The 14077-nt window shown below is 41.1% G+C and carries 13 protein-coding genes; 8 read left to right on the plus strand and 5 right to left on the minus strand.

The genetic code is table 11. The annotated features are described in order from the left end of the window. Window positions 1–198: 198 nt before the first annotated feature. From L1283_RS04755 to L1283_RS04770, 4 genes are all read right to left on the minus strand, one after another. Window positions 199–1059: a hypothetical protein gene (locus L1283_RS04755; RefSeq protein ID WP_429625890.1), complete on the minus strand. Its 861-nt coding sequence runs from the start codon at window positions 1057–1059 to the stop codon at window positions 199–201. 223 nt (window positions 1060–1282) lie between these two features. Continuing rightward, window positions 1283–2185, minus strand: a complete 903-nt coding sequence (locus L1283_RS04760; RefSeq protein WP_429625891.1) for a helix-turn-helix transcriptional regulator — start codon at window positions 2183–2185, stop codon at window positions 1283–1285. A gap of 84 nt (window positions 2186–2269) precedes the next feature. Beyond that, entirely contained in the window at window positions 2270–2605 is a 336-nt protein-coding gene (locus tag L1283_RS04765) for a hypothetical protein (protein WP_333889293.1), read from the minus strand. Between the two features lie 485 nt (window positions 2606–3090). Beyond that, complete coding sequence (locus L1283_RS04770; protein WP_429625892.1) at window positions 3091–3351, minus strand: two-component regulator propeller domain-containing protein; 261 nt, start codon at window positions 3349–3351, stop codon at window positions 3091–3093. A 253-nt stretch (window positions 3352–3604) separates the two neighbouring features. On the opposite strand from L1283_RS04770, the gene L1283_RS04775 reads away from it, so the two are divergent. The 6 genes from L1283_RS04775 to L1283_RS04800 all read left to right on the plus strand — a co-directional run bounded on the left by L1283_RS04775 (window position 3605) and on the right by L1283_RS04800 (window position 11463). Continuing rightward, window positions 3605–3892: a hypothetical protein gene (locus L1283_RS04775; RefSeq protein WP_429625893.1), complete on the plus strand. Its 288-nt coding sequence runs from the start codon at window positions 3605–3607 to the stop codon at window positions 3890–3892. Between the two features lie 64 nt (window positions 3893–3956). Continuing rightward, complete coding sequence (locus L1283_RS04780; protein ID WP_333889295.1) at window positions 3957–4295, plus strand: hypothetical protein; 339 nt, start codon at window positions 3957–3959, stop codon at window positions 4293–4295. Between the two features lie 272 nt (window positions 4296–4567). Beyond that, window positions 4568–7639, plus strand: coding sequence for a SusC/RagA family TonB-linked outer membrane protein (locus L1283_RS04785; protein WP_429625894.1), 3072 nt, complete (start codon window positions 4568–4570; stop codon window positions 7637–7639). Window positions 7640–7670: 31 nt separating this feature from the next. Then, window positions 7671–9227 (plus strand): SusD/RagB family nutrient-binding outer membrane lipoprotein, encoded by a 1557-nt coding sequence (locus L1283_RS04790; protein WP_333889297.1) that lies wholly within the window; start codon window positions 7671–7673, stop codon window positions 9225–9227. A gap of 43 nt (window positions 9228–9270) precedes the next feature. Then, window positions 9271–10692 carry a Gfo/Idh/MocA family protein gene (locus tag L1283_RS04795; protein ID WP_333889298.1) on the plus strand — a complete coding sequence of 474 codons (1422 nt, stop codon included), beginning with the start codon at window positions 9271–9273 and terminating at the stop codon, window positions 10690–10692. Window positions 10693–10713: 21 nt separating this feature from the next. Continuing rightward, on the plus strand, window positions 10714–11463 hold the full coding sequence (locus L1283_RS04800; protein WP_429625896.1) for a glucosamine-6-phosphate deaminase: 750 nt from the start codon (window positions 10714–10716) through the stop codon (window positions 11461–11463). Window positions 11464–11473: 10 nt separating this feature from the next. Here L1283_RS04800 and L1283_RS04805 read toward each other — a convergent pair whose 3' ends face one another. After that, entirely contained in the window at window positions 11474–12490 is a 1017-nt protein-coding gene (locus L1283_RS04805) for a LacI family DNA-binding transcriptional regulator (RefSeq protein ID WP_333889300.1), read from the minus strand. A gap of 184 nt (window positions 12491–12674) precedes the next feature. Between L1283_RS04805 and L1283_RS04810 the strand changes: the two genes are divergently transcribed. Further along, complete coding sequence (locus tag L1283_RS04810; protein WP_333889301.1) at window positions 12675–13565, plus strand: AraC family transcriptional regulator; 891 nt, start codon at window positions 12675–12677, stop codon at window positions 13563–13565. 112 nt (window positions 13566–13677) lie between these two features. Next, a complete protein-coding gene (locus L1283_RS04815) occupies window positions 13678–14076 on the plus strand; it encodes a RidA family protein (protein WP_333889302.1) in 399 nt (132 codons plus the stop codon). Window position 14077: the final 1 nt, after the last annotated feature.

A 14077-nucleotide genomic window follows, 5' to 3' on the forward strand; every position in this document is an offset into this window, starting at 1 on the left:
TTACCCCTACGCCATGATAGAAATATTTTAGAAAACTCAGTCATTGATAATTTTAATTATTTGCTCGAACCGCAAAGTTAGCAATTTAATAATGAACTCCTTTCTATTATCTGACAATTTATATTTGGAGTGGTCATGAGGCAAAACGTTGTCTATGTTATTTATAATATCTATCATCATATTATTATTCCATTTTTTTTAAAAGGTAGCTGATTGTATGATTTCATCTAGATAGTCATTTTTTAGTAGTTTAATTAACTCAAAATGAGAAACTTTCTTTTTATCATTCCAATGTAACTCAGAATTTCCATTTTTTACATATTTGTTTATCATTTCAGGATTTGCCAACATTTTTTCGATTCGATCTTCTGTTAACTCCCTGCCTAAAGAGCTTCCACTGTCGTATATTGGAGCCATTTTCTGGAGATTTAATTTCCTTAATTCAAACTCCTTATTTGCAGCATCAACATTGTATTTTGTTTGCAGTAAGCTGTTAATGATGGGGGATATATCAACTTGTTCATCGTCCTTGAATGAATCAGATATAAAAGCCCAGTTTTCCTGGTGCCTATCAGAATTCCCTATTAAAGCATCGAATACTAAAGTTTCTAGAAATTTATGGCGAAATTCGTTTAGTTGAAAGTGGTTCAGAGTTTCGTAAAGTAATGAAACTGTGTACTCATTTCTGGTTTCATTATGTTCTGGCGCGAAATTTGGATTGAAAGTAATCATAAAACGCCCTACTTCAATAAGTTTCTCTCTGCTTTGATCTATCATTGATGGGCTTATACAGCCTAATTTACCCTTGTTAAGGGCCAGATCATATCGAAGTATGTCTAAGCCTAGCATCATTCCTATCTGATAGGCAATAATTTCGGACCAGAATTCAAATTTGTAATATTTATCAGGGGCACCATTTTGTCCTAGTTTATATTCTGATCGCTTAAAATACCACAATAAATCATTTTCATCTTGGAGGATCCGTTTTTCTCTTGTACCACCACTACTTACCCAGATCATTTCCTGCCAATCTGTTGTGTCAATAAATTTTACATCCATGCAATTGTGTAATAGATTATAATAATGTCTTTGACCATTTGTTCAAATAAAGAACGTTTTTTGTTGCCATAGACATATTCAAAAATTGTTAATAATTAAGCTTCACAGTTTTTATTAGGAGGCTTAGCTATATATTGGCTTTCTTTTAACTGGAATTACTAATATAATGATAAACAATTTTATATTAAAAATCATTTTTGGGAGGAAAGTATTGAGGCGATTCCTATTCTTTATACATGTCTAGAATATTCTTAGCAGTTGATTTTAATTCATCAATCAAACTATTGGGCGCAATGACTCTCATGTCATTTCCAAAAGATAACAATTCCATAAAGAAATCGTGGGTGAGGAATAGCTTCAGCCTCACACGCACTTCTTCATCACTATCGGTAAGCAACACTTGCGATTCGTGTAGAGGTAATGATTTAATATATTTCCCTTGAAAAGGATTGAACGATAAGATGACATCCGCCGGTTTGTCACTATTTTGGCTGATGATACCGAAGCAGTGTCTATAATGCTCATTTACATCAAAATTTTTCGGAGATTCAAATCTCTTTTTCAATATCTCCAATTCCTTCAGCCGGTCGAGTGCAAAACTTTTGATCTGTTCGTTTTTGAGGTCTTTTGCCAACAAGTACCATCTGTTTTTAAATTCCTTCAAAGCAAAGGGCTCAACATGACGGTCAGTTAATCCTTCTTGCCAATATTTTTGATAGACAAACCTGATCTGCAACTGGTTTTTAATGGCATGCAACAAGCCATAAAGATGCTCCGTACCCTGTGGTTTTCGCTTTTCAAAATGGATATAATTCGATAATCTGTCTGTGAGGTTCAACGCATTGAACGTGTCGAAAGCTTCCAATATCCGTTCGTTCAACTCCAGTTGTTCTTCTTGATCAATGTAATAGACCTTTCGTATAAAATCGTATTGGATATCGATATTATAAATGGAGAATATATCTTTTCTATCCCGCTGAAATGTACGCATAGATATATTAAGATCATATTCCTGTAACTCCGACTCTAAAGCCAAATAGTCCGCTATCTCGACAAACTTAGCCGGACGCTTTCGTAGTTTCTTGATGATAAGGTTGTATCTTGCTATAGCTTCTCTTTTTGACATGTCGCACTGTTTTATTTCTAAATAATATTTTAACAAGTTAATAATTGACTGTGATATTATGTGTCGTTCTCTTACTGTTTATTCCTATTTTCTGGATAAAGCATCACATAAACCATGACTGACCCAACGGCTCAATTTTAGAATGACCTTTAAGCTCAATATGACGAATACTGAAAGAATCACCCATGTATACCATTGTAAGTTAGTGCCAGGCTGCATAGTCGGTTTTGATGTGAGGCTAAATGTTCTGGTGAGAAAAGGCTGTACATGGTACATGCGGTCGACGAGATTGGGGACAATCTGTACCCCATTATTGAGCGATGCAAACCAGTAGTTGTCCTGATAATCTTTGAGGACTTTTGAACTATTGTTTTCCGGAAACAAAACAACTTCGGTTATCTTTTCGTCGTTTGTATTCACCACAAATACACCTTGCGGCGTGTGTAGCCATATTTTGTTGTCGACAACGTCAGATCCCTGAATATGTATTGGGCCGCGGATAGGAACACTTTTAATGTAATTGAGCCGATTGTCAAAAAAGTAGAGCTGTTTGGTTTCGTTGCGTTTTGATACGACATACAGCGTGTTTTTGTACGGCTAAATGTATTTGACGTGGAGCTTTTTGTCGGCAAAGAAATGGCTTGACGACAGTTGAAGGTGCTCGTCTATCCGAAATATCCTATTGTCCGATATCAGGTAAAAATCTTAATTTAATACCGTTGCGTGTTCAGCTCTTTCAATAGGAATGGCGATAGTCGTGGTCAGGTGTAGCGACCGGAGATCATAGCTATCAACCCCTTTTTTCTGGACTACAAAAAGGTGAGTATCCGTTAGTCCAAAGGTAATAAAGTCGGGGGGCGGGTTTTGGGGTAAAAGCCGTCAAAACTTTGGTACCAGATGCGTCCCTATTTATCCTCCTGAATATTGCTACCCACGACGGTGGTTTGAATTTCTGATTTATGGTTTGTGTAAGTAAAGCCATCATAGCCAAACAAGCCTTCTTCAATGGCCAGCCAGATAAAGCCTTTATGGTCTTGGTAAATGCAGTAGACATGTTTGCTCGGGAGATCGCTGAGTTGCTGGAGATCGTGGGCATAAGGCTGTTGCCCAACTGCCCGGCACAGTAATAATGTCGTAAAAAAAATAAGTAGTCCAATACCTCTCATCAACAATTACAAATAGATGGTTTGCGAATAAATGTACATATTCAGGTCTTCTCTTCTCAAGTGGAGTTTGTGAAGATCATTTTTGATCGCACCAAACCTTATTATGGCTTTATAAAAATAGTCATTTTTTGTCCAATCTCGTACGTGTTTATCAATTGAAAGGGAGGGTTCATGGGGTGAAACGCAGATTTTATAAATTGATGAAAATAAAGAGGAGGTCTGTTGTTCATATTTGTACCCTTAATCTGTTGTTATGATGCCTTCTGATTCGATTTCTGTATTGGTTTTATTGAGTACGCCTTGTGTTTTAATGGTGGCCCTCGCTTTTGGGCTCGGGGTTTACTGGTTTGGTATTAGTCTTAGAGCTCCCGTCTCGTTGCGGCCCATTCAAATGGCCGAAAGGCTACTGATCTGCTATGTGCTTGCCTTTTCATCCATTGCGATGCTGATGGCTAATTTGAATATCTCAACCATAGATCGCGTCATAGCGATGTCAGAAGATCTTTTCCTATTGTCTACATTGATCGGGGATAATCGATAAGCATGCCCACTGTGATTTTGCCAATACATCATTTAAGCAGCTTGTAGGGGAGGAAGACTTTCATGTGATCAAAAATAAATGGTTGGATGCTATTGCACAGATTGAACCGAATATCCGAAAAATGTTGATTAATAATGAGCAAATAAAGCTGGATTTCTTATGTGAATCAACTTCCTACAGCCTGAAATTAAAACCGGCATCTATTGGAGATGGATACTATTGTTGCACTGTAGAACTTCTGAACCAAGAAAGCTCGTCTTGGAAAGGAATAGCAACGGAGTTGAAAAGTGAGTGGAAAAAGCAGCAAAAGTTGCTACAAGATGTGCTTGATAGTACAGATTCTCTCTTATATTCCGTCGATCTCGAAGGGAGGATAATCGTATTTAAGCACTGCCATTTGTAAGCTGGCTGGCTACTGCAAAGCTTCCATCTATGGTTTTCGGAGCATGCTATGTATTGACGCCTAGGGGTATACCCCTAGTTTTTGAAATAATTGAGCAATTTATTGTTCTTTATTTTGATAGTATACGACCTAATCTTGCTTTTTAATGGGTGATTTCTTATTTCGGCAACGCTCTCGGTAATTTATTGGGGCTTTCTCCATGATTTTAAATTGTGTTTTGGCTATTTTAGGATATCAGAATTGATATATAACCGGAATTAATACTTAAAGTTATGAGAAAGCAGTGTTTTGTTGATTACAAGGGAGCGGTTTTGACTGTTCTATGCTTGATGAGTTGTCTGTATTTGTCAGCTCAGGAATTTAGTGGGAGAGTTACCTCCAAAATTGATGGGAAGCCATTGCCCTACGCAACCGTAAAAGTGAATAATAACACCGTGAAATCGAATGAGCAGGGTCAATTTAAAATTGATCTGAAAACGGGCGATATCGTGGAGGTCTCTTTGCTGGGCTATGAGAAGCTTACGTACACCGTGACAAAGAAGGGCTTCTTTACCGTGCAACTGCAGCCTAAAGAGGGGATGCTGGATGAGGTGGTCGTCACGGCTTTGGGCTTAAAGCGGGAAGCCAAAGGCTTAACGTATTCTACGCAAAAAGTCTCGGCTGAAGCGGTAAGTGGTATTCGTGATAATAGTGGAAATTTCGTGAGTGCTTTATCCGGTAAAGTAGCGGGGGCTGTTATAAATACGACTTCGGGGGGGCCTGGATCATCTGCTCGGATTGTTTTAAGGGGGAATAAATCAATTACGGGCAATAATAACGCCTTAATTGTGATCGATGGAATTGTATTTGATAATTCGTCAACTACACAATCCGCTTCTCCTTTTTCAAATGTGTACTCAAGTAGTGATGGTGGCGCAAATATTAACCCAGAGGATATTGAAAGTATAAATGTGCTAAAGGGACCTTCTGCTGCGGCTTTGTATGGTAGCCGCGCCGTCAATGGTGCGATTATTATCACAACGAAAAAAGGTGCTGCCGGTAGCTGGAAATTGGACCTCAATTCGACTCATAGCATAGAGTCGGCATCGTATATCCCGTCGCTCCAAAATGCGTATGGACGTGGAAATGCGGGTGTAAGGGGGGATAATGCGGTGGATAGCTGGGGGGAAAAATCAACGGCTTACCCGGACAACGTTAAGCATTTTTTTAATGCGGCTTATTCGAATAACAATTCGCTGAGCGCGTCTGGTGGTACGGATAAGGTGGCTTCGTTTTTCTCGGTGAATAATAGTCGGATTGGCGGGCTCATTCCAAATAATTACATGACGAAAAATGGGCTGGATCTCAGGATCAATACGGAGTTGATTAAAAACCTCAAAACGGATCTGAAACTGAGCTACCTCGATCAGGATATCAAAAACAAACAGCGCCTATCGGCAAATGGGGTCTTGGCGACTTTATATACCATGCCAAGGGATATGTCTGATGATGAGCTGAATAATTATGAGGTTTTTAACCAGAGTACTGGGATTACCGAGAGCTTGTTCTGGAGTACAAATGTAAATAATGATAATCCATTCTGGACAGTAAATCGTACATCGGTTAATGAAAAACGCAAGCGTACGAATGGAATAGGATCGGTTTCTTATCAATTTTTCCCCTGGATGAATTTCATGACAAGATTCAGCTTTGATACTTACAATGAAACTACAGATGGCGCATTTAATGCAACGACAAAATCAAATGGCACAATCAGAGCGGGGGGAATGTATTACTTGACAGAATCGAAATATAGTAATACGAATTTGGATCTGTTGTTAACGGGTGGAAGTGACTTGGGAAATGAAAACTTCCATATTGATTATGTTCTCGGTTCAAGTTTCTTGAACAGAAAATTCGATACGCATACGGATGAAGCGAATGGCTTGGTGATCCCGAATAGGTTCTCGCTGTCTTTTGCAGCTTCGCCGGCGTATATTAATCTCTTGTCTTATGATCGGCAATTGAACTCTGTTTTTGGTAGTGTAAACCTCATGCTATGGAAAGCGTTATACGTGGATATTACGGGTAGAAATGACTGGTCTTCTACTTTGCCTAGTCCGCATAGCTACTTCTATCCTTCGGCGGGTTTGTCGGTTCTCTTAAACGAGGTTGTTCATTTACCGACCTGGATTAATATGGGGAAAATTAGAACGTCGTATACCAAGGTGGGTAATGATGCGGATCCTAACTTGCTGAATCAAACGTATTACTATGTGAAGGCTGCTGGCGACGGCGCGATCAATCGGAGTGCCACACAAAATATTTCGAACTTAAAACCTGAACAAACCTTGTCATTTGAGGCTGGATTTGATTTGCAAATGTTTGATAACCGCGTGAATCTAAATGGTACGTATTACAAAACGAACTCAAAAAATCAGTTGATGTATTTAACGGTGCCGTATGCGACGGGATACCAAACGAAGTATGTTAATGCAGGAAATATCCAAAATCAGGGATTTGAACTCCAACTACAGACTACTCCGGTGAAAACGGAGCATTTTACATGGAACTCGAATTTCAACTTTGCGCGAAACATAAGCAAAGTGGTAAGTCTAAATGATCAGGTTTCTTCTGTCAATATCAGTGAAAATATTGCTTATGCATCGGTGGTCGTAGCCAAGGGAGGGGCCTATGGTGATTTGTATAGTTATATCTGGAAAAAGGATGCGGCTACGGATAAGTACGTCGTTGATGCGCAGGGACTGCCGGTAGTTGAAGCGGGTAAAAAGGTGGGTAATTATAACCCATCCTCTACTTTAGGCTGGTCAAATTCTTTTAAATACAAAAACTTTGGATTGAATATCCATATCGATGGGCGAATAGGTGGAGAAATGGTTTCGGGTACAGCCGCTATGCTGGCAGATTATGGGGTAGCGGATTTTACGGAAAAGTTTAGAGAGGGTGGGTTGGTACTGGATGCGGTAGATGCTTCGGGAAATCAAAATACAACAGCTGTGAATGCGGAAACGTTTTGGACCAAAGTCGCTGCTGGGGGCATTTACCCGTATGGTCAGTTCTTTACTTTTGATATGACGAATTTTAGAATCAGAAATATTGGGGCTTCTTATGATTTGCCCGCAAAGGTGATCCCGGGTATTCGGGCCTTGCAGTTCAATTTCTCCGTAAATAATGTGCTGTTCTTATATAAAGGCAAATCTATCTTAGATATTCCGGGATTGGGTAAGATTGCGAATCCTGTGGATCCGGAATCGTCCATTGGATCGGGCAACTTTCAAGGGGTTGAAGCGGGGGTATTGCCCTTGTCTAGGACCTTTACACTCGGTCTAAAGGCTTCGTTTTAATCTTTATTTTTTACAATTAATCTGGTGAATTATGAAAACCAACATGAAAAAATATCTACCTATGTTTTTGGCTTGCACGCTTTTGGGTGGCTGTACAAAGGATTTTACCATCAAAAATACGGCTAGTAACGGCATCACTACAATTAGTAGTGCCGAACTCCCTTATTTGTTTACAAAGGCAATTAGCTCAGCGGGAATAAATCATTCGTATTATGAAACTACGCAAAATTATTTTGCGGATATCTATTCGCAATATTTTGCGAAAAGTGTCACCACCGAACGCTATACGGTGAATACGGCTTATACTGCACGGATGTTTTTAATCAGCTTTGTGCAGGTTGGGGCGCAATTGAAGACCATTATGGACAACGTGACGGCCGATTCGCCTGAGTATGCAATGGCGAATGTGGTCTGGGTGTATTCTTTTCATCGCTTGACGGATGCCATTGGGCCGATACCTTATTTTAATGCCTTACAAGACGGGGAGAGTACTTCGATACCGTATGATGCCATGGATGCTATTTATGCTGACTTTTTTGTGCGATTGAATAAGGCAATTGCCATCTTGGAATCGGCTGATGCGGCAACTGCAGTAATGCCTAGTGGGGATGTCATTTATGATGGCAATGTGAAAAAGTGGTTGAAATTGGCTAATACGTTAAAATTGCGCTTGGCTCTGCGCATCTCGAAGATCGATCCTACGAATGCAAAGAAATATGCCGAAGAGGCTGTGCTAGCGGGCGTGATTGAGAGTAATGCGGATAATGCATCCATCGAAAAAGTCAATACGGCGAGTGATTATAATGGCTTAGCTCAAATCGCCGGTTGGTATGGGAGTTCGATGAGTTCGACCATGAAGTCTTATCTGGTGGGCTATAATGATCCTAGGCTGCCTATTTATTTTCAGAAAAATATTACCACGGGAACGTTTAAAAGTCGTCGCAATGGGATGCTGGCTTCGGATCTCAACTTGGCAACGAATGCGTCGACACTGCAGTCGAATGTGGGGCCTTACTGGATTACGTATACTTCGGCAAGTAGCTATACGCAAAATTTGAATGCGCGGCAGCATGTCATGTGTTCGGCAGAGGCTGCATTTTTACGTGCGGAGGGTGCTTTGAATGGATGGTCAATGGGCGGAACGGCAAAGGTGTGGTATGAAAAGGGAATAAAACTGAGTTTAAATCAATGGGGGGTAGTAGACGAATCGGTCATTACGGCTTACATCAATTCGTCCGATAAGCCTGTGGCTCCGGAAGATTATAATAATTCGCCGGCGGTGTCTACGACCGCCATTAGCTTTGCGACTTCGGCAGCTGAACAAAGAAAACAAATCGGTACGCAAAAATGGTTGGCTATTTTTCCGGATGGATGGGAGGCTTGGGCTGAGTTTAGACGTACGGGGTATCCGGATCTCTATGATTTATTGGCCTCTGACAATGCGGACCTGCCGGTAGGTACGTTCATTAAACGATTAAATTTCCCGAATACGGAGTATACAAGCAACGCCGCTGGGGTAGCATCGGGTATTGCTTTATTGGGTGGGGTTGATAAAGCGTCGACGCGCCTTTGGTGGGACGTGGATTGATCGTGGTTTTTAGCGATATGTATGGACTTAAAGTTATATAAGGATGAAAAATAATGCTAATCGAAGGGGCTTTTTGAAAATGTCGGGCCTTTTAGGGCTGTCTGTCATTGCAAAGCCGGTCGTGTTTGCCAAACAGGCAGACCAGAAAACGTATGAGAGGTATCTTGATGAGATTGAAAGGGCTGCGCTTCAAGAACACAAACCCATTTTTAACATGAGCGGCTACCGTGCGCCAAAGTTGGATACGGTTCGGATAGGCTTTGTTGGGGTGGGCAAAAGGGGAACTGCTGCTGTTCAGCGGGTGAGCCAAATTGAAGGGGTCTCGGTACAGGGGATATGTGATATTCGAGAAGAGTCTGCAGTCAATGCGAAAGCAAAAGTTGCTGCTCATCATGCGGCTCAGGTAAAATTGTATTCGGGAAAGGAGGATGCGTGGAAAGCGTTATGTAATCGCGAGGATGTTGATTTGATCTATATCTGTACGGATTGGCACTTGCATACGGATATCGCTGTATATGCCATGGAACATGGAAAACATGTGGCCGTAGAGGTACCTGCTGCGCGGACGGTAGATGAATGCTGGCGATTGGTGACGACTTCCGAGAAAACGAAAAAGCATTGTGTCATGCTCGAAAATTGTTGTTATGATTTTTTCGAACTGTTGACTTTAAATATGGCTCGGAATGACTTCTTCGGGGAAATAATTCATTGTGAAGGGGCTTATATTCATGATTTGCTGGATAGTCTTTTTGATAAGGATGCGCGCTATAATTATTGGCGATTGCGTGAGAATGCTGCGCATAATGCAAATTTATACCCGACGCATGGGCTTGGTCCGATTAGCCAAATTTTAAAGATTAATCGGGGTAATCGGATGGATTATATGACCGCCATGGCGAGTAAGGATTTTTCGCTCGGAAAGAAAAATCTGGAAATGGCGCAGCAGGATCCTTTTTTCAAACAATTTGATCATAATAAGTTTAGGGGTAACATCAATTCTTCGAATATTATGACGGCTTCGGGCAGTACGATCTTGCTCCAGCATGACGTGAGCTCGCCGCGTCCTTATTCGAGGCTGCATGTAGTCAGTGGTACGAAAGCTTTTGCGCAAAAATACCCCTTGCCGGCAAAAATTGCCACGAGCCATGAGGGCTTTGTTGATGAACAAACGTTCAAAGCCCTCGAAGAAAAATATACGCCTGGCATTGTAAAAAAAGTGGGTGAAATGGCCAAATTGGTGGGGGGACATGGTGGAATGGATTATATCATGGATTGGCGTTTAATTGAATGTTTGCGTAAGGGATTGCCTGTGGATATGGATGTGTATGATGCGGCTGCTTGGTCTGTGATTGGTCCGCTAAGTGAATGGTCTATCGCAAATGGCTCACAACCAATAAAAGTTCCTGATTTTACAATGGGAAGATGGAAAAATAATAGTGTCCATGATATTAATCTTGAATCATAAAACCGAATAGTAAATATAAATATGTTAAAAATTAATAGCTATAACAGTAGAAAGGAGATGGGGGCGGCAGCGGGGCTCTTAGGTGCCCTTTATATTAAAGAGGCAATTGCGAAGAATGGCGAGGCTAATATTATTTTGGCAACTGGCCAAAGTCAATTTGAAACGATTGAAGCCTTACTTTCAGATAGGGATATTGATTGGTCAAAAGTTCGCATGTTTCATCTGGACGAATACATTGACCTGTCTGAAAATCATCCGGCTAGTTTTAGAAAATACCTCAAAGAACGATTTCTGGATAAGGTAGCTGCGATTAAAGAAGCGATCTTAATCAATGGGGAGAACGATGTGGCGGTGGAACTGAAACGGATATCGGAAAAAATTGTCGCGCATCAGATCGATGTAGCTTTTGTCGGCATTGGCGAAAATGGACACCTCGCTTTCAATGACCCGCCGGCGGATTTTGAAACCATGCAACCTTATCTTCGGGTGGATTTGGATAAGGAATGTAGGCTGCAACAATTGGGCGAAGGCTGGTTTAATTCATTGGATGAAGTGCCAAAACAAGCGATCAGTATGTCGGTACAACAAATTTTAAAATCGACTAAAATCGTTTGTACTGTGCCTGACGAACGTAAGGCATTGGCGGTTAAAAATTGCATCGAGGGTGAAATATCCAATCTCCATCCAGCGAGTATATTGCAAAGCCATGGCGATTGTCATATTTTTTTGGACAGGTGTTCGGCAAGCTTGTTAACGGAGACTAAGGGCTAATGTGAGCGCGTTACTCGACTTTGGTAGAGGACCGAATGATGAGCTTATTGGGCAAGATGAGATCGCGTACCTCAAAGTCGACATGTTTTATATGGCGTAGGAGTAGGTGACAGCTTTCTTGACCTATTTGGAACGCGGGTTCCTCGATGGTGGTTAAGGCGGGTTCTATGATTTCACCAATAGGGTCATTTGTAAAACCAATGACACCGATTTCAGCACCTACGGTGATGTTCTGCTTTTTTAAAGCTAAAATAGCACCAATGGCTTTGGAATCATTAACAGCAAATATCGCGTCGGGTCTATTGGTCGACGCGATTAGTTTGGTGGTGTCGTCAAATCCGGACTGACGGTTAAAGGCAGAGAAAATAATGAGCTCGGGGTCTATAGCCATTTGATGATCGTCCATCGCTTGCTTAAAACCGGCATACCTGTTTTGCACGAGGGCCATTTCTTTGGGTCCGGAAATATGGGCGAGGGATCTGTAGCCGCGAGCGATCAAAAATTTGGTGGCATCATAGGCGCCTTGGAAATCATCTTGCATGACTTTGGTTGCCTGAATGTGGTGCGGGACACGGTCAAAAAATACGACGGGAAACTTGGCTTGGATCAATCGCTCAAAGTAGGGAATGTTTTTTTCGGATGATAGCGAGATGAGTAGGCCATCGATATGCCCCAGCGAAATATTTTCTAATAGGCGTTCTTCATCATCGGGATTGTCATTTGAAATATAGAGGATCACATTATAACCTTCGGACAATGCTTTGGATTGGATCCCTGATATGACGGTCGAAAAGTAGAAGTTCTGTACCGAGGGGATGATAACACCGATCGTTTTGGTTGATCCAGAGGCTAAGGCTGCGGCACTGGGATTTGGTTTGTAGTTTAATGATTTCGCCAGATCCAGCACCCGGTCTTTTGTCTCCGGATTTATATCATGGGTATTTCTGAATGCGCGAGATACGGTCGAAGTGGAAATATTTAAAAGTTCAGCAATGTATTTTATGTTTATCGTTTCTCTGTTTTTCATATGTAAATAATTTGTTCTTTAAAGGCCATATGGAATATTCAAACTATATTCATTCGTGTTTGTGCAGCCTGTACTACGTGGATATTTCATATCATAAAGTAGCTAAATGTAGGGGGGAGAGGGCTGGCTCTTTGTTTTAAAAATACAAAAATGAAATGATATTATGTTTTAAAAAATTAGAAATATGAAAGCAATAGAATGTCGTTTACCAAAGGAACTAGATAAATCTTTCATTGTATATACAGAAAAGGGGGCTTATTTTCCATGTCCTTGGCATTATCATCCGGAATACGAACTTGTGTTGGTGCGGAAAAGTGCTGGAAAAAGGATGGTGGGCGATCACATCGGTTCTTTTGACGCCGGAGATCTCGTTTTTATGGCGCCCGGAATTCCACATGTCTGGTCGAACAATGAACGGCTCGATGGGGACAACAGGTCTGAAGCCGTTGTTATCCACTTCACTGAAGATTTTTTGAACGGCAATATCTTTTCGATCATGGAAATGAATCGGCTCAAGGAGGTATTTTACTTGGCAAAGCGTGGCCTCGTTATTTTCGGAAATTGCCGGTCCAAAATTGAATCGGTGATGTGCAACATGATTGATCAAACTGGTTTACAGCGACTTTCTTCTTTGTTTTTAATTTTTGATCTTCTCGTCGCAGCCATGGAGGAAAACGAAATCCAAGTTTTAGCAAGCCCCAATTATCAGATCGGCGACCGTACGGCTACGGATCGATACGCTAAAATTATAGCCTTTATAAAAATTAATTTTTATCGGGATATCTGCTTAAAGGAGGTGGCTGATATGGCTTGCATGTCTGTTACGGCTTTTTGCAATTATTTTAAAGATCAATTTAGAATGACCTTCGTCGCTTATCTGAATGCGGTTCGGATCGGCCATGTTTGTACGCTCTTACGGAGTAACCAAACGCCGATTGTGTTGGTGGCCTATCAATGTGGCTTTAATAATTTGGCAAACTTCAATAGGCAGTTTAAACGATTGAAAGGCATGTCTCCTTCTGAATATAGAAAGTTGGTGCAAGAAAAGATGAGCGTGCAAACACTTTCTGTATAGCGACCTCGCGGGCGCGGGCGTTTTTGTGTGATAATATCATGTTTACGTAAGATTGTAACAGTCCTGTCTTCGGCCATCTTGTAGATTTGGGTATACTAAAAATGAAATTGCAATGGAAAGAAAAATTTATCATCATCCGGATCGGGATGTAAATTTTGAAACGGGTGCTTACGCGGATGCCATACAGATTGATGGGTTTATTTATGTCAGTGGTCAGGCTGCTGTAGATTTTAAAAAATCAGCCTTTGTGCTGGGATCGATCGAAGAGGAAACGGAGCGGACAATGGAAAATATATTGCTCATCTTACAGCAAGCGGGTGCCTCGGCATCGGATATTGTAAAAACAACGGTGCATTTGGCTGATATTGCTGATTTTGATCGCTTTAATGCGGCTTATGCAACGTTTTTTAATGTATTGAAGCCTGCCCGGACTACGGTTCAATCTGTATTGGCTGAAGGTATAAAAATTGAAATTGACTGTGTCGCCTGGATAGCACCCAAAAACGATTAAT

The sequence above is a fragment of the Sphingobacterium sp. HSC-15S19 genome (assembly GCF_050433745.1).
Taxonomy (GTDB): Bacteria; Bacteroidota; Bacteroidia; order Sphingobacteriales; family Sphingobacteriaceae; genus Sphingobacterium; species Sphingobacterium siyangense.

Excerpts from the sequence above, each read along its gene's own strand:
- L1283_RS04755 (WP_429625890.1), bottom strand. The coding sequence starts at position 1,059 with ATGGATGTAAAATTTATTGACACAACAGATTGGCAGGAAATGATCTGG.
- L1283_RS04760 (WP_429625891.1), bottom strand. The coding sequence starts at position 2,185 with ATGTCAAAAAGAGAAGCTATAGCAAGATACAACCTTATCATCAAGAAA.
- L1283_RS04770 (WP_429625892.1), bottom strand. The coding sequence starts at position 3,351 with ATGAGAGGTATTGGACTACTTATTTTTTTTACGACATTATTACTGTGC.
- L1283_RS04775 (WP_429625893.1), top strand. The coding sequence starts at position 3,605 with ATGATGCCTTCTGATTCGATTTCTGTATTGGTTTTATTGAGTACGCCT.
- L1283_RS04785 (WP_429625894.1), top strand. The coding sequence starts at position 4,568 with ATGAGAAAGCAGTGTTTTGTTGATTACAAGGGAGCGGTTTTGACTGTT.
- L1283_RS04790 (WP_333889297.1), top strand. The coding sequence starts at position 7,671 with ATGAAAACCAACATGAAAAAATATCTACCTATGTTTTTGGCTTGCACG.
- L1283_RS04795 (WP_333889298.1), top strand. The coding sequence starts at position 9,271 with ATGAAAAATAATGCTAATCGAAGGGGCTTTTTGAAAATGTCGGGCCTT.
- L1283_RS04800 (WP_429625896.1), top strand. The coding sequence starts at position 10,714 with ATGTTAAAAATTAATAGCTATAACAGTAGAAAGGAGATGGGGGCGGCA.
- L1283_RS04805 (WP_333889300.1), bottom strand. The coding sequence starts at position 12,490 with ATGAAAAACAGAGAAACGATAAACATAAAATACATTGCTGAACTTTTA.
- L1283_RS04810 (WP_333889301.1), top strand. The coding sequence starts at position 12,675 with ATGAAAGCAATAGAATGTCGTTTACCAAAGGAACTAGATAAATCTTTC.
- L1283_RS04815 (WP_333889302.1), top strand. The coding sequence starts at position 13,678 with ATGGAAAGAAAAATTTATCATCATCCGGATCGGGATGTAAATTTTGAA.